Origin of the sequence: Streptomyces sp. AJS327 (genome assembly GCF_013450295.1) — a bacterium.
In the GTDB taxonomy this organism is placed as follows: domain Bacteria; phylum Actinomycetota; class Actinomycetes; order Streptomycetales; family Streptomycetaceae; genus Streptomyces.
This window is the reverse complement of the sequence record NZ_SKBR01000001.1, coordinates 1,284,400-1,299,209: the sequence shown is the minus strand read 5'-3', so window position 1 is coordinate 1,299,209 and position 14,810 is coordinate 1,284,400. Positions and strand designations below refer to the sequence as shown.

Annotated in this window: 11 protein-coding genes; 5 read left to right on the top strand and 6 right to left on the bottom strand. The window is 76.1% G+C overall.

Translation table 11 applies throughout. The features are described 5' to 3' along the window. The first annotated feature begins 24 nt into the window (after window positions 1–24). From E0L36_RS05210 to E0L36_RS05200, 3 genes are read left to right on the top strand one after another with little or no spacing between them, the layout of a single operon-like run. Window positions 25–1,056: a MoxR family ATPase gene (locus E0L36_RS05210; protein WP_180927642.1), complete on the top strand. Its 1,032-nt coding sequence runs from the start codon at window positions 25–27 to the stop codon at window positions 1,054–1,056. Next, the gene (locus tag E0L36_RS05205; RefSeq protein WP_180927641.1) at window positions 1,056–2,720 is read left to right on the top strand and encodes a DUF58 domain-containing protein; all 1,665 of its coding nucleotides are present in this window, start codon (window positions 1,056–1,058) and stop codon (window positions 2,718–2,720) included. Before E0L36_RS05210 ends, E0L36_RS05205 begins: the two co-directional genes overlap by 1 nt. Further along, entirely contained in the window at window positions 2,720–5,143 is a 2,424-nt protein-coding gene (locus E0L36_RS05200) for a DUF3488 and transglutaminase-like domain-containing protein (RefSeq protein WP_180927640.1), read from the top strand. The genes E0L36_RS05205 and E0L36_RS05200 overlap by 1 nt, the downstream gene beginning before the upstream one ends. A 503-nt stretch (window positions 5,144–5,646) precedes the next feature. Here the strand turns inward: E0L36_RS05200 and E0L36_RS05195 are convergent. The 3 genes from E0L36_RS05195 to E0L36_RS05185 form a co-directional block, all read right to left on the bottom strand. Then, the gene (locus E0L36_RS05195; protein WP_180927639.1) at window positions 5,647–6,069 is read right to left on the bottom strand and encodes a DUF3040 domain-containing protein; all 423 of its coding nucleotides are present in this window, start codon (window positions 6,067–6,069) and stop codon (window positions 5,647–5,649) included. Between the two features lie 301 nt (window positions 6,070–6,370). Beyond that, the gene (locus tag E0L36_RS05190) at window positions 6,371–7,135 is read right to left on the bottom strand and encodes a methyltransferase (protein WP_180927638.1); all 765 of its coding nucleotides are present in this window, start codon (window positions 7,133–7,135) and stop codon (window positions 6,371–6,373) included. A gap of 245 nt (window positions 7,136–7,380) precedes the next feature. Beyond that, window positions 7,381–7,944 carry an SAV_6107 family HEPN domain-containing protein gene (locus tag E0L36_RS05185; RefSeq protein ID WP_180927637.1) on the bottom strand — a complete coding sequence of 188 codons (564 nt, stop codon included), beginning with the start codon at window positions 7,942–7,944 and terminating at the stop codon, window positions 7,381–7,383. A 675-nt stretch (window positions 7,945–8,619) separates the two neighbouring features. Between E0L36_RS05185 and E0L36_RS05180 the strand changes: the two genes are divergently transcribed. Together E0L36_RS05180 and E0L36_RS05175 are read left to right on the top strand one after the other, a co-directional pair. Continuing rightward, entirely contained in the window at window positions 8,620–9,267 is a 648-nt protein-coding gene (locus E0L36_RS05180; RefSeq protein ID WP_180928612.1) for a TetR/AcrR family transcriptional regulator, read from the top strand. Window positions 9,268–10,057: 790 nt separating this feature from the next. After that, complete coding sequence (locus tag E0L36_RS05175; RefSeq protein WP_180927636.1) at window positions 10,058–11,566, top strand: NAD(P)/FAD-dependent oxidoreductase; 1,509 nt, start codon at window positions 10,058–10,060, stop codon at window positions 11,564–11,566. A 125-nt stretch (window positions 11,567–11,691) separates the two neighbouring features. On the opposite strand, the gene E0L36_RS05170 is transcribed toward E0L36_RS05175, so the two are convergent. From E0L36_RS05170 to thiE, 3 genes are all read right to left on the bottom strand, one after another. Then, the gene (locus E0L36_RS05170) at window positions 11,692–12,963 is read right to left on the bottom strand and encodes a hypothetical protein (RefSeq protein ID WP_180927635.1); all 1,272 of its coding nucleotides are present in this window, start codon (window positions 12,961–12,963) and stop codon (window positions 11,692–11,694) included. A gap of 43 nt (window positions 12,964–13,006) precedes the next feature. Continuing rightward, a complete protein-coding gene (gene metF / locus E0L36_RS05165; RefSeq protein ID WP_180927634.1) occupies window positions 13,007–13,924 on the bottom strand; it encodes a methylenetetrahydrofolate reductase [NAD(P)H] in 918 nt (305 codons plus the stop codon). A gap of 98 nt (window positions 13,925–14,022) precedes the next feature. Further along, window positions 14,023–14,748, bottom strand: coding sequence for a thiamine phosphate synthase (thiE, locus tag E0L36_RS05160; RefSeq protein ID WP_180927633.1), 726 nt, complete (start codon window positions 14,746–14,748; stop codon window positions 14,023–14,025). Window positions 14,749–14,810: the final 62 nt, after the last annotated feature.

Sequence of the window (14,810 nt, the reverse complement as noted above, 5' to 3'; positions counted from 1 at the left end):
CGGGGATGGGGCCGAGGAGGGCCGGTGACGACCTATGACCAGCGAGCGGACCTGAGCGAGCTGAGCTCCACGGCGGACCGGGTGCGACGCTCGATGGAGACCGTGATCGAGGGGAAACCCGAGGTCGTCGGGTTGTCGCTGACGGTGCTGCTCGCCGGGGGGCACCTGCTGATCGAGGACGTGCCCGGCGTGGGCAAGACGATGCTGGCGAAGGCGCTCGCCCGTTCCGTCGACTGCTCGGTGCGGCGCATCCAGTTCACGCCGGACCTGCTGCCCTCGGACATCACCGGGGTCAGCGTCTTCGACCAGCAGCGGCGGGACTTCGAGTTCAAACCCGGCGCGATCTTCGCGCAGATCGTGATCGGGGACGAGATCAACCGGGCCTCCCCGAAGACCCAGTCCGCGCTGCTGGAGTCGATGGAGGAACGCCAGGTCACCATCGACGGGCAGACGCACCAGCTACCCGAGCCGTTCATGGTCGTCGCCACCCAGAACCCGGTGGAGATGGAGGGCACCTATCCGCTGCCGGAGGCGCAGCGGGACCGCTTCATGGCGCGGGTGTCCGTCGGCTACCCGAGCGTCGCCGCCGAGCTGGAGATGATCGGGGTACACGGCGGCGCCTCGCCGCTGGCCGACCTCCAGCCGGTGACGCACGCGCGGGACATCGTGAAGCTGGTGGAGGCGGTGCGCGGGGTCCACGTGGCGGAGGCGGTGCGGCGGTACGCCGTGGACCTGGTGGCGGCCACCCGCTCGCACCCCGAGCTGCGGCTCGGCGCCTCCCCGCGGGCGACCCTGCACCTGGTGCGCGCGGCCCGCGCCGCCGCCGCGCTCGCCGGGCGCGCCTACACGCTGCCGGACGACGTGCAGGCGCTGGCGACGCCGGTGCTCGCGCACCGGCTGCTGCCGACCGCGCAGGCCCAGCTGAACCGGCGCACCGCGGAGGCCGTCGTCGCGGACATCGTGCAGCGGGTGCCGGTCCCGGCGGCCGCCCCGCCCGTGCCGCCCGGTGGCGCGCCGCCGCCCAACGGATACGGCCCGCCGCACCGGGGGCACTGATGTCGGGGGCACAGCCGCCGCCCGGCGCCTCCCCCTCGTCGCCCTGGTCGCCCCCGCCGTCCCCGCCCCACTCGCCCCCTCCGTACGCCCCGGGTCCCGCGCCGCCCTCGCATGCCGGGCATCCCGCGCACTTCTCGTCCCCGTCGGCCCCACCGCCCCCGCCGGGGTGGCGGCCGGGTGGCGGGGGACCGCCGCCCGTCCCGTCCTCCGCGCCGCCGGGCGCCGGGCAGCCGCCGCCGTACGTCCAGCCGGGCGGGGCCCCCGGCCCGGGTGGCGCCCCGCCCGGCGGTACCGAGCGGGGCTCGCTGCGGCGGGCGTTCGGCGGCCTCACCACGCGCGGGCGCTCCTTCCTGGCCGCGGGGGTGGCGGCGGCGGTGTGCGCCTACGCCCTGGGCCAGGCCGACCTGTTGCGGGTGGGCGTCCTGCTGGCCGCGCTGCCGCTGATCTGCGTCCTGGTGCTGCACCGCACCCGCTACCGGGTGGCGGGCTCGCGGATGCTCAGCCCCTCGCGGGTGCCCGCCCGCGTCGAGGCGCGGGTGCGGCTGCGGGTGGACAACATCTCGCGGTTCCGCACCGGCCTGCTGATGCTCCAGGACCAGGTGCCCTACGTCCTCGGGCCCCGCCCCCGCTTCATGCTGGACCGGGTGGAGGCCGGGGGCCACCGCGAGGTGTCCTACCGGGTCCGCTCCGACCTGCGCGGCCGGTACGCGCTGGGCCCCCTCCAGCTGCGGCTGACCGACCCGTTCGGGATGTGCGAACTGACCCAGTCGTTCAGCGCCTACGACACGTTGACGGTGGTCCCGCCCGTCGAGTCGCTGCCGCCGGTCCGCCTCTCCGGCGAGACCAGCGGCCACGGCGACGGCCGCCAGCGCTCCCTCGCCCTCGCCGGGGACGACGACGTCATCCCGCGCGGCTACCGGCACGGCGACGACCTGCGCCGGGTCCACTGGCGTTCGACCGCGCGCCACGGCGAGTTGATGGTGCGCCGCGAGGAGCAGCCGCAGAAGACACAGTGCACGGTGCTGCTCGACACCCGGCGCGACGCCTATCCGGGCTCCGGCCCGGACTCCCCGTTCGAGTGGGCGGTCTCCGGGGCGGCCTCGGTCTGCCTGCACCTGCTCGAACGCGGCTACGCCGTGCGGCTGCTGACCGACACCGGGGTGCTGACCCCCAGCCCGGAGAGCGGCGTCGGCAGCGACTCCGCCGACCTCCCGGGCGTCCTCCTCGACACCCTCGCCGAGCTGGGGCACTCGGAGGCGCCGGACCTCGCGCCCGCCTACGACATGCTGCGCGGAGCCGCCTCCGGCGGCCGGGAGGGGCTGCTGGTCGCTTTCCTCGGCGGCCTCGACGAGCGGCAAGTGGCCACCGTGGCCCGGATGCGGCACCGGGCCCGGCGGGCGGTCGCGTTCACCACCCGCGGCTCCGCGCCGGTCCCGCCGGGCGGCCCCGCGCCGGTGGAGGGCCGCCCGGCGAACCCGGCCCCGGCCGCCGACGGCACGGCCGCGGCGGCTCCGGCGGCCACCGCGCCCGGTCCGGCGGCGGACGAGGAGGCGGCGCGCACGCTGCGCGAGGCGGGCTGGCGGGTCATCGCGGGCGGCCCCGGTGTCCCGCTGGCCACGCTGTGGCAGGAGACGGACAAGGCGACCGAGAAGGGGCTGGGCTGATGAGCGGGCGGGCACGGCTGACGATCTGCGCGGTGGTGGCCACGCTCGCCGCCGCCTGCGCGCTGCTGCCGCTGGTCACCCCGGCCACCTGGATGTTCCAGGCGGCGGCGCTGCTCGCGGTGCAGGCCGGGGTCGGCACGGCCGGACGCCGGGTGCCGCTTCCCCGCCCGTTGACGGTCGGGGCGCAGGCCCTGGTCTCACTGCTGCTGCTCACCGTGGTCTTCGCCCGCGAGGTCGCCCCGGCCGGGGTGCTGCCAACTCCCGCGGTCCTCACGTACTTCGGGGAGCTGCTGGAGCGCGGCACCCAGGACGTCGGCCAGTTCGCCATACCGGCCCCGGTCACCGACGGCATCCGGCTGATGCTCGTCGGCGGGGTGCTGGTCATCGGCCTGCTGGTGGACGTTCTCGCGGTGACGTACCGCAGCGCCGCCCCCGCCGGGCTGCCGCTGCTCGCGCTGTACTCGGTGGCCGCCGGGCTCGCCCAGGACGGCACCCGCTGGCTGTGGTTCGTCTGCGCCGCGGCCGGATACCTGCTGCTGCTCCTCGCGGAGAGCCGGGACCGGCTCGCCCAGTGGGGGCGGATCTTCTCCGACCGGAGCCGCTCCGGCCCACCGCGCTCCTCCCCACCCGGCGGGGCACCGGAACCCGCGGTGGCGCCGGTGCGGACCGGCCGCCGCATCGGCGTGCTGACGCTCGGCATCGCGCTGGCCGTCCCCGCGGTGCTGCCCTCGCTGGACGGCGGGCTGCTCGACGCCGCCCGGGACGGCGGTGGGCGCGGCGGCAAGGACGGCGGCGGCACCGTATCCGCCGTCAACCCGCTGGTCGCCCTCCAGGACAGCCTGAACCAGCCGGAGAACCGCACCGCCCTCACCTACACCACCTCGGCTTCCAGCAACGAGGAGCTGTACTTCCGGATCGTCGCGCTCGACCAGTTCGACGGCTCGGCGTGGAAGCCGTCCGAACGGCGCATCCGCGAACTGCCCGGCACCCTGCCGCCCGCTCCCGGGCTGGGCCCCGCCGTCCGCGCCCAGAAGGTCACGAGCACCGTGAAGGCGGCCGACTGGTACGCGCAGAACTGGCTGCCCATGCCCTATCCGGCCGACCAGGTGCGAATCAACGGCCGGTGGCGGTACGAACCGGAGGGCCGCACCCTGGTCGGCGACCGGGGCCAGACCACCAAGGGCGCCGAGTACGAGGTGGAGAGCCTCCAGGTGTCGCCGACCGCCGAGCAACTGCGGCAGGCGCCCTCCCCGCCCGAGCGGCTGCGCCGCGAGTACACGGACGTCCCCGACTCCCTGCCCTCGGTGGTGCACCGGACGGCGCTGCGCCAGACCCGCGGCGCCGACACCGACTACGACCGCGCGGTCAAGCTGCAGAACTGGTTCGCGCGGGACGGCGGGTTCACCTACGACACCGAGGTGGACGCGGGCAGCGGATCGGCCGCGATCGCCAACTTCCTCCGGAAGAAGGAGGGGTTCTGCGTCCACTTCGCCTTCTCCATGGCGGCCATGGCCCGCACCCTGGACATCCCGGCGCGGGTCGCGGTCGGCTTCACCCCGGGCACACCCACCGGGGACGGCACCGTGGAGGTCGGCCTCCAGGACGCCCACGCCTGGCCCGAGCTGTACTTCGAGGGCGCCGGGTGGACCCGGTTCGAGCCGACCCCCTCGCGGGGCAGCGCCCCGCCCTACGCGCAGCCGAACATCCCCGACAGTTCGCAGCCCCCGTCCGAGCCGAGCGCGGAGCCGGAGGAGAGCGAGACCGCGGCGCCCTCCCCCACCCCGTCCGAGGAGTGCGACGCCGAGGCGCGGCGGCAGGACCCGGACTGCGGCCAGGCGGCGGCGCCGCCGAACGCCGGGCAGGGCGGCGGTGGCTTCCCCACCGGCACCGTGGTGGGAGGCGGACTCGTGGTGCTCGCGGCGGTACTCCTGCCGCTGCTGCCACTGCTGTGGCGCACCCGCGTCCGGGCGAGACGCCTCACGGGCCCGCCGGGCCCAGCCTCCGGACCGGCGGTGCTGGCGGCCTGGCGTGAACTCGTGGACTCCGGCTGGGACTTCGGCGTGCAGCCGGAGGAGTCGGCCACCCCGCGCAAGGCGGCGGCCCGGATCGCCCGGATCGGTGAGCTGGACCCGGAGGCGGCCGAGGCGGCCCACCGGGTGGCGCTCGCGGTCGAGGAGGTGCTGTACGCGCCACGCCCCCGGCCGGTCGAGGGTCTCACCGAGGACGTGCTCCGCGTACGGGCCGGGCTGCGGGAGGCCGCCCCGCGCGGTCTGCGGCTGCGCGCGGTTCTGCTGCCGCGTTCCTCCGTCCGGGTGGCGTGGGCCGCGAGCCGACGCTGGGTGCGCGTCCGGGAACGCTGCGCGTCCCTGTTCCGCGGCGCCCCCGAACCGGCCCCACCTCCTGAGCCCGGCCCCACCTCCTGAGCCCGGTCCCACCGCCCGTGTCCGGTCCCAGCGCCCGAGTCCGCCGCTCGCCCCGCCCCGGCTGGTGACGGGCGGAGGCGGGGCGGGGCCGCGGACGCGGAGACGCCGACGGAGACGCTGCCCCCGCCGGGCCCGGCCGGAGGCCGCGGCAGGCACGGCCGCCGGGCCGGGCGGGTGAGCGAGCGGCGGCGTGGACGGCGGGGCCCACGGGTCACGCCCGCGACGGGCGCCGTCGGCACGGCGCCGCCGGACGGATCGGCGCCGTGCCGCGCCGGACCGGCGAGGACGGCACCACCAGTCCGCCGCCGGACGCGCGGAGTGGCGACGGCGCGGGACGGCGCGGACTCGGGGCGGTGACGGCGCGGGTCAGGGGCGGCACGGAAACACCGGGAGAGCCCGGGCCCGGGCGGGCCGGGACGTCGAGTGGGCGGCGACCGCTCACACGGTTGCCGCCCACATCTCGTGGATCGCCGGTCGCACCGGCGGCCGGATCACGCCCCCGGTTAGTGGGAGCCCTCGTCCCGGCGCCGCTGCCAGCGGTCCTCGATCCGGTTCATCATCGACCGGCGTGGCCTGGACTGGCGACGGGCCCGCGTATCGCCCGACCCACCCCCGGACTCGCCACTTCCGCCCTCGGTCTGCTGCTCCCCCGCCTTGGGCACCTTGCGCCAGCCGGTCACCGCGAGCACGGCGCATCCGAGCATGACGAGGAAACCCACGACGCTGACCCAGATCTGCTGCGCGACCATCCCGGCCATGAGGAGCGTGATGCCCACAAGAAAGCCCGCCGCCGCTTGATACAACCGCTTGCGGGTATACCGGCGCAGCTCACTTCCTTCGAGCGCTGTCGCGAACTTGGGATCTTCGGCATACAGCGCTCGCTCCATCTGCTCGAGCATCCGCTGCTCGTGCTCAGAGAGCGGCACGGAGTCCTCCTACTCGTCGGTCGCGGGGGCGACCGGATGCGACCCTTTCAGGATAGGCAGGGAATCGCCCCCGTGAAACCCGCCCCTCTACGCCAATTCCTCGCACCTGACCGGAGACGCCGGACGGCAACGCGGAACACCGCAAATCGTTCATTCCCGCACCGCCATTCCGCCATGCCGACAGTGTCCCTCGATAATACGGCGCGCGCGGAGTGATCGGGCGGGCCGCGTCCCCCGGCCGCCGACCGTCCGGCCAGCGGATACGCCGGGTACACGCCTCGTCGCGCGACGGGTTCCGGTCTCATCCCGCCTCGGGTACCCCGGACTCGGCGAGGACGTGCAGCTGGCTCGCGATCGACTGGAAGGCGGGCAGCTCCGCCGCCGCCGCCTCCAGCCGGCCCAGCGCCGCGACCGCGTCCGGCTCGGTGTCCACCAGGGCCCCCGGGACGAGGTCGGCGAAGACCCGCACGCCGTGGACCGCGGCGGGCCGCAGACCGGCGTCGGTCACCAGCTCCGTCAGCTGCTCCAGAGTGAAGCGCCGGGGGACCGGATCGCTCTCCCCCCAGCGGCCGTCCGGTGCGGTCAGCGCGTGCCGCGCCTCGGTGAAGTGCCCCGCCAGCGCCCGGCCCAGGACGGCGCCGCCGAGTCCGGCGGCGAGCAGGCTGAGGGTGCCCCCGCCGGGGCGCAGGGCGGCCACCGCGTTCCGCAGGGCCTCGACCGGATCGTCGACGTACTCCAGCACTCCGTGGCAGAGGACCGCGTCGTACCCGCCGGGCTCGACGACCTCGAACAGGCCGCTCGCGTCGCCCTGTACACCGGTCACCCGGTCCGCGACCCCGGCCTCGGCGGCCCGCCGCTCCAGCCCGAACAGCGCGTTCGGACTCGGGTCGACCACGGTGACACGGTGGCCGAGCCGCGCGACGGGCACCGCGAAGTTGCCGGTGCCACCGCCGGTGTCCAGGACGCGCAGCGCGGGGCGCCCCGCGCTCCCGGCCCGGCGCTGGAGCGCGGCGTGCAGGACGTCCCAGACCACGGCGGTACGAAGGGATGCGCTGGGTCGGGACATCGCGGGTGCTCCTCGGCGGTTCAGAGGTCTGGCCGCTCCCACCCTATTGTCTCCGGATCACCGGCGGCTCCGGGCGTCGCCCCGGCCCGGACGGACACCACCGGGGCGGCCCACCCGGCACCCCCGGGGCCGCCCCGGCTCCTCCCGGGGCGGCCCCGGCCAGGCCGGACGGCCGAGCCGCCCAACCACCGGCCCGCCGGGGGCGCGCGGACGCGCCACGCTCCCGGCACCGATGCGGCCGGGCGTCAGCCGCTGTCGGCGGCGGCGATCCGGGGCTGGGGCAACGCGGGCTGGGATATCAGCATCCGCTCCACGAGGCGGAGGAACATCTCGGCGGCGCCGAGGAGTTCGTCCGCCTCGGGCCAGTCGGCGGCACCCTGGATCCCGGCCTCGGCCCTCGCCCTGCGCTGCGCACCCGAGGCGAACAGGGCGCTCCACTCGGCGAGTTCGGGCGCCGCCTCGGGGAGGACGGACCAGGCGCTGCGGATGCGCCGCCGCCCCCGCGGGGTGGTCTCCGGCCTGCCGCGCACCGCGAGTACGGCCGCCGCCGTACGCAGCGCGGCGAGGTGCGCGAGGGCGTACCGCTCGTTGGACGTCTCCATCGCCGCCGCCTCGTCCAGCCCGTGCTGGGCCTGAGCGAGGAGTTCCCGGGCGGCGGGTGGGGCCGAGGCCCGGCGCAGCACGGGGTGCACGTCGTTCGCTGACCGCTCGCCGGGGGACGCCGGGCGCCGGGACGGCGGGGACGCCGCTTCCGGGGAACCCGCGCGGTGCGCGGGGCGGGGCCGGGACCCTGGAGAAGGTCGCCGCACAAGAACCAACCTCCTGTAGCCGTCTGCCAGTTCCGAATGGATCGCTCGCTCCCGGTGGCCCGGTGTCACCACCGCCACCGGCCTGTCAATGGTTCATCTGTTCGCACCCATTCTGGGGCAGCCCACTGACAATCCACCTGACCTGGGCGAACAGCCCTTCTCCGACGAGTGCGGCGAGAGCGGCGCGGGATCGGCGCGGGACGGTACGAGACCGGGGCGAGGCGGGAGGGGCGGAACCGGCGAGGTCGCCCTGGGCGCGTCCCGGGTCCGGACGGTCCGGACGACCGGCGGGGGGCTCGCGGCGCGCGGCGTCCGCTCCCACGAACAGGGAACGGCCGCCCACCGGGCGCCTCTTCACGGGAGGATCCGTACGGAGAGAATCGAACTCATGACGAGCGGGACGATGCCCGGCACACCCGGCGGTGACGGCACAGCCGGGTGAACCCCGGTGAACGGGGCGAAGACGGCGAGCACCCCGAACGGCCCGGCGGACGGCGGCACTCGCCGCGCGTCCGCCGGGCCGGGTGGGGTCCGGTGGGCGGGTACGCGCTGGCGACGGTGGGGAGAGCGACGACGGTGGACACGGCGGAGGCGGCAGTGGAGCGCGCGGGAACGACCGGGCGGGCGGCGGAGGATGGCGGGGCGCGCGACACGGTGGCGGCCCAACGCGCGGGCCTGGCGCGGGAGTCGGGACCGCCCGGCGGGGTCCGTACCCGGCGCGGCCGGGACACCACCCGCAACCGGCTCTTCGCCGCCGCGGTCACCCTCATCGCCGAACAGGGCTTCTCCTCCACGACGGTGGAGCAGATCGCGGAGCGGGCGGGCGTCGCCAAGGGCACCGTCTACTACAACTTCGCCGGCAAGGACGAACTCTTCGAGGAGTTGCTGCGGCACGGCGTGCGGGTGCTCACCAGCCAACTCGACGCGGCCGCGCGGCGATCGGCGGCCGAGGGCCGGAACGCGCCGGAGACCCTGGACGCGCTGGTCCACACCGCGCTGGTGTTCATCGACCGCTTCCCGGACTTCACCCGGCTCTACGTCGCCGAGCTGTGGCGCGCCCACCGGGCCTGGAACGGGACGCTGACGGCGGCCCGGCGCCGGGCGGTGGCGGTCGTGGAGACCGTGCTGCGGCGGGGCGTCGCGGACGGCGAGCTGAGCGAGGAGGCCGACGTCCCGCTGACGGCGGCGACGTTGGTGGGGACGGTGCTGGTGGCCGCACTGGACTGGAAGACCTTCCAGCCGGAACGGTCGCTGTCCGAGGTGCACGGCGCACTCTCGCTGCTGCTCCAGGGCCGGTTGACGGGTCTGGTCCGCGACGGGTGAGACACCGTCGGCCGCCCGGGAGAGCTTCGGTGCCCCCCTCAGCCCGCGACTCCGCGCCGGACGCCGGGTGTTGTGGCGCCGCCCCCGCCGCCGTACGAACCGAGCCCCATGTCGCGGGACGAACTCCGGCTGGTTGGCGGCGGGTTGGGCACACGGGTTGGGGCGGGGCGTCCCGATGTGCCCAACCGCCCCTCACCGTGGGGGAGTCGGTTCTCGCCGCGCCGTGCGGGAGCCGGCGGAGGAGCGTGACGTCCGGTGTGGCCCGTGGAGTTCGGGGCCGGGGCGCGGGGGTGGACGGACCGCCCGGGGTGACGGTCCCGGGCGGGCCGCCAGCCCGCCTCCGCGCCCCTTCCGGGGACGAGCGGAGACGGGCGGCGCTGGTCATCGGCCTCGCTGGCGTGTTCCCCCGCCGTAGCCGCCCTCCGAGCCGAACTCGCCCCGGGCGCACGGTGGTTCGCGTGCCGAGGAGCGGGTACGGAATGAGGGTCCGGACCGGGAGGCCCGGCGAGCGACGGCGGCGCCCGCTCCGCCGCCCCGTGCCGTCGGTGCGGGCGCCTGCCCTCGCTGTGCCCCACAGTCTGCCGAGCCGGGAAGCCGCGCCCATCCGCGTGCCTACTCATGCGGTGCCCTAGGTAGCGGTACTCACCCCTGGGTGGTTCAGCTCAGTCCCGTCGTCCCGGCCCCTGACCGGCGGGTCCCGTCGCCGCCGGGCCACACGCGGCCGCTCCCCCGGCGCCTTGGGGGAACGCGGGTGCGGCGGGGCGCCACGGGGTGGCTAGGGTCTGGTGCCATGGCACGTATTGCGGTGATCGGCGCCGGCATGGGCGCGATGGCGGCGGCGGCGCGACTGGCCACCGCGGGGCACAGCGTCTCGGTCTACGAGCGGACCGGCGACTACGGCGGCGCCGTGCGCCGGTACGCCCGGAAGGGCTTCGGTTTCGACACCGGGCCGGGGCTGCTGCGGCTGCCCGCCGTCTACCGGGACCTGTTCCTGAAGACCGGCCGGGAGCCCCTGGAGGAGTGCGTCGACCTCGTCCAACTCGACCCGGCCGTACGGCACGTCCTCGCGGACGGCACCTCCGTCACGCTGCCCGGCACCTCCCGTGGACGGCTGACGGACGCGCTGGACACCGCGTTCGGCGCCGGGTCCGGGGAGCGCTGGGCCGAGCTGCTGAACCGCGCGGGCACGGCGTGGGAGGCGTCCCGTCGCCCGCTGCTGGAGGAGCCGCTGCCCGTGGGGCGGGCGGCGGAGGGCGCGGCACCGGGACGGGAGGACCCGTACCCGGCGACGCGCCGGCGGGGGCTGCTGCGCCGCCGCGCCCCCACGCTGGCCGAACTCGCCGCCGACGAGCTGGGGGACGAGCGGCTGGCCACGCTGCTGGAGAGCCACGCCCGGGAGTTGGGCCTCGACCCGGCGACGGCGCCGGGCTCCACCGCTGTCCTGGCCTACCTGGACGACGCCTTCGGCTGCTGGTACGTGCGCGGCGGGATGCGCCGCCTGGCGGACGCGGTCCACGAGCGGTGCCGGGCGCGCGGGGTCACCTTCCACTTCGGCCGGGAGGTCTCCCGGGTGGTGGAGCGGGACGGCCGCGCCGCGGGGGTGGAGCTCAAGGACCCGGAGGGCCGTGGCGGGGACGAGACCGTCGCCGCCGACGTGGTGGTGGCGAGCGGGCCGCCGGAGCGGTGGGCGGGCGCCGGTCGGGACGCGGGAAGGCGGTCCCGGTCGGTGAGCGACGGCGCGCAGCCGGAGGGCTGGCTATCCGGCCGGTTCACGGTGCTGGTGGCGCTGCGCGGAGCGCGCCCCGAGGGCACCCCGCACCGCACCGTGGTACACGAACCGGATCTGCCCGGGCGGCAGTTGACGGTGCTGCGGCCGGATGACCCGGCCTCGCGGCCCGGCCCGGCGTACGAGTCGGCGGTGCTGCGGGTGACCCTGCCGACGCCCGGCGCCGGTATGCCGGGGCACTCGGCCGAGGACGCCGAGGAGCTGGCTGGTCAGCTGCTCTCCGCCGCCGACGAGGCCGGGCTGGGGCTGCGCGGGCGGCGGCTCTGGCACGAGGTCCGCACCCCGCGGGAGAACGAGGAGGAGACGGGCGCCCCGGGCGGCGCCGTCCCCGCCCCGGCGCTCGCCGGGGCGCGCGGGGGCCTGCTGCGTCCAGCCAACCAGTCGGAGCTGCCGGGGCTGTACCGGGTCGGCGGCTGGGCGCACCCCGGCGGGGGGCTGGCCCACGCCGGGATGTCCGGGGCGCTGGTCGCCGGGCTGATCACGGAGGGCGACGACTGGCGCGGCTCCGCCTGAGCCGGACGCCCGGCCGCCCCGCACCGGGCCGCTTCTCCGGATCCGCCCGCCGTGTCGGGGAGCCGGGGCCGGACCAGGAGGTCGAGACGGGAGGCCGGCCCGGGAGCGGGCCAGGTCCGGAGAGGTCAGTAGCCCCGGCCGTCGTGGTAGCCGTTCTGCCGGTAGGTCTGGTGCTCCGGGTACTCGTCGGCGTACGGGTCGTAGGGCTGGCTCGGGTGGTACGGCGGCTCCGCGTGGACGGGTTCCGGCGCGTACGGGTCGAGGTGCGGCGCCGCCAGGGGGTCGGCCGCGCCGTAGCCGTTGCCGAACTCCGTTCCGTACGGGGGCTGTTCGGGCGGCAGGGGGGCGGAGGGGTCGCGCTGCTGGGGCACCCACACCCCGCCCGGTGGGGTCTCCTGCCAGCCCTGCCCGCCGGGGGCGTAGCCCTGCGGGCTGGCGGGCTGGCCGAGGTGCGGGTCGTACTGCCCGCCGTAGCCGTCCTGGTAGGGCGGGGCGCCGGGGGCCGCCGGATCGGGGAGGCCGCCCGGCGGGTAGCCGTCGTAGCCGTAGCCGGTGTCCGCCGGTCCGCCGTAGGGGGCGGGCTCGCCGGTGGGGTAGCCCGGCTCCATGCTCTCGGGTCCGTAGCCGGAGGCGTACGCCGCCGCGTCGTACCCGATGTACGGGTCGGAGTAGGCGGCGTAGGGCTGCGGCTCCTCCCAGGGCTGGCCCGGCGCGGGGGCGAGCGGCTGCTCGGGGAAGGTCTGCCAGCCGGAGCCATCGTCGTACGGGGCACCCGGGTAGGTGGGCTCGCCGGGCCCGGCGGGGTAGCCGTCGCCGAGCGGGGCGTCCGGGCCCTGGGGGCCACCGGGGGCGTAACCGTCGGGCGGGAGTGGGGCGCCGCCGGGCGGCGGCTGGTCCGGGGAGCCGGGATACTCGGGGTAAGCGGCGAACTCGGCGTACTCGGGATGCCCGGGGTACTCCGCGTAGGCCAGGGAGCCGGGGTGGCCCGGGGCCTCCGGCGGCGGGCCGGGCGGGGCGAACCCGCCGGACGCGGAGCCGCCGCCCGGCGGACCGGGCGGCGGCGGGTGCGCCTCAAGGTCGGAGACCTCCAGCGCGGGATCCGCGTCGGGCGCCGCCTCGCGACGGCGCTGGCTGGAACCGGGCAGGCCCCCGAGGGCCCAGCCGGTGGAGAACCCACGGCGGTAGGAGAGCGTGACGAAGGTCTGGCCGACGGCGAAGGCGGCGATGCCCCCACCGATGACCAGCACCGAGCTGAGCAGCACGCCGACGACGACGACGCTGAACCCGCAGAAGGCCAGCAGTCGCCAGCGCAGCCGCGCCTTGTACTGCAACAGCACCTCGCCGAGCAGCCACAGCGCGACGACTCCAAAAGCGATGTAGAGGACCGTCCAGCCCATTGCGTCCCTCTTCCCGCTGCCCTCGGCCAGCTCTCCGCGCGGCTCAGGACCTCTGCTGAAGTCCCAGGTTCTGGTGGATCTCAAGCGTCGCCGTGGAGTGGTTCAGCGTGATGAAGTGCAGTCCTGGCACCCCCTCGGCCAGTAGCCGCGCGCTCATCTCCGTGGCGTACTCGATGCCGACCGAGCGTACCGCCGCCGGATCGTCCTCGACCGCCCGGAGTCGGTCCTGTAGCGCGCGGGGGATGGTCGCGTTACTGAGCTGTGCGAATCGCTCGATCTGCCCGACGTTCGTGATCGGCATGATCTCGGGAATGATCGGCGTCTCACAGCCCGCCGCCGCCGCGCTGTCCCGCAGCCGCAAGTAGTCCTCGGGACGGAAGAACATCTGCGTGATGGCGTAGTCGGCGCCCGCCCGGCACTTGGCGACGAAGTGCCGCACGTCGGTGTCCCAGTCCGTGGAGCGCGGGTGCATCTCCGGGAACGCGGCGACGCCGACGCAGAACTCCCCCGCCTCCCTGATCAGTTCGACCAGTTCGTAGGCGTAGGTGAGCCCCTCGGGGTGGCGCGTCCACTCCCCCATGGGATCGCCGGGGGGATCGCCCCGGATGGCGAGGACGTTCCGGATCCCCGCGTCGGCGTACTGGCCGATGACGTTCCGCAGTTCGGCGCGGGAGTGGTTGACCGCCGTGAGGTGCGCGACGGGCGTGAGGGTGGTCTCGGTCGCGATGCGCTCGGTGTTCCGGACAGTGCCCTCACGCGAGGATCCGCCCGCGCCGTACGTCACGGAGACGAACGTCGGTGAGACCCCCTCGATGCGGCGCAGCGCGTCCCACAGGGTGCGCTCGCCCTTCGCGGTCTTCGGCGCGAAGAACTCGAAGGAGAAGGACTGCTCACCGGAGGCGAGCAGCTCTCGTACGGTCGGCGGACGGTCGGTCCTGGTAGCTGAGATACCGATGGCCATACAGGCAGGCTAGCCGCCCGGAGTGGAGAGTGGGTGGGGCGCGGAGGCTTCCGTCCGTTTCCTCCGCCTTCCCGCCGCGCTCCCGTCCACGCAGTGGACTACCGGTCCGCCGTACCGCTGTGCGCAGCGCGTTCGTGGAGACGGCGGGCCAGTTCCGCCGCCGCGGCGCCCGGATCCGCGGCCTCCGTGATCGCCCGGACCACGACCACCCGGCTCGCCCCGGCGTCCAGCACCCGGTCCAGGTTGGCGGCGTCGATCCCGCCGATGGCGAACCAGGGCCGCGCCCGGCCCGGTTCCGGAGCGTGGGCGCTCGCCTCCGCCGCGTACTCGACCAGCGGGAGGCCGGGGGCGAGGCGGCCCGGCTTGGTGGGCGTGGGCCAGCAGGGGCCGACACAGAAGTAGTCGACGCCGGGTTCGGCGAGCGCCGCCGCCGCCTGCTCCGGAGAGTGCGTGGACCGGCCGATCAGCACCTCCTGGCCGAGCAGGGCCCGCGCGTACGAGACGGGCAGGTCGCCCTGGCCGAGGTGCAGCACGTCGGCCCCGACCGCGTGGGCGACGTCCGCCCGGTCGTTGACGGCGAGCAGCGCGCCGTGCCGACGGCAGTACTCCGCGAACACGGCGAGGTGCTCCAGCTCCTCGGCCGCCTCCAGGGTCTTGTCCCGCAGCTGCACGACGTCCACCCCTCCGCCGAGCACCGCGTCCAGGAAGTCGGGCAGGTCGCCCCGCTCCCGCCGGGCGTCGGTGCAGAGGTAGAGGCGGGCGTCGGCCATCCGCTCCCGGGTGTTCAGCGGGTTCCGGGGGGTGTGCGGGCCGGTCTGGCTCATGGGGCGCTCTCCGGTGGGGCGTGGGTGCGGACGGGCCGCGTTCCGAGCCGCCGCCCGCGCTC

What these genes read in the sequence shown, in the direction of transcription:
- E0L36_RS05190 (WP_180927638.1), bottom strand. Translation starts at nt 7,135, where the DNA reads ATGTCCCGACCCAGCGCATCCCTTCGTACCGCCGTGGTCTGGGACGTC.
- metF (WP_180927634.1), bottom strand. Translation starts at nt 13,924, where the DNA reads ATGGCCATCGGTATCTCAGCTACCAGGACCGACCGTCCGCCGACCGTA.
- E0L36_RS05170 (WP_180927635.1), bottom strand. Translation starts at nt 12,963, where the DNA reads ATGGGCTGGACGGTCCTCTACATCGCTTTTGGAGTCGTCGCGCTGTGG.
- E0L36_RS05200 (WP_180927640.1), top strand. Translation starts at nt 2,720, where the DNA reads ATGAGCGGGCGGGCACGGCTGACGATCTGCGCGGTGGTGGCCACGCTC.
- E0L36_RS05205 (WP_180927641.1), top strand. Translation starts at nt 1,056, where the DNA reads ATGTCGGGGGCACAGCCGCCGCCCGGCGCCTCCCCCTCGTCGCCCTGG.
- E0L36_RS05175 (WP_180927636.1), top strand. Translation starts at nt 10,058, where the DNA reads ATGGCACGTATTGCGGTGATCGGCGCCGGCATGGGCGCGATGGCGGCG.
- thiE (WP_180927633.1), bottom strand. Translation starts at nt 14,748, where the DNA reads ATGAGCCAGACCGGCCCGCACACCCCCCGGAACCCGCTGAACACCCGG.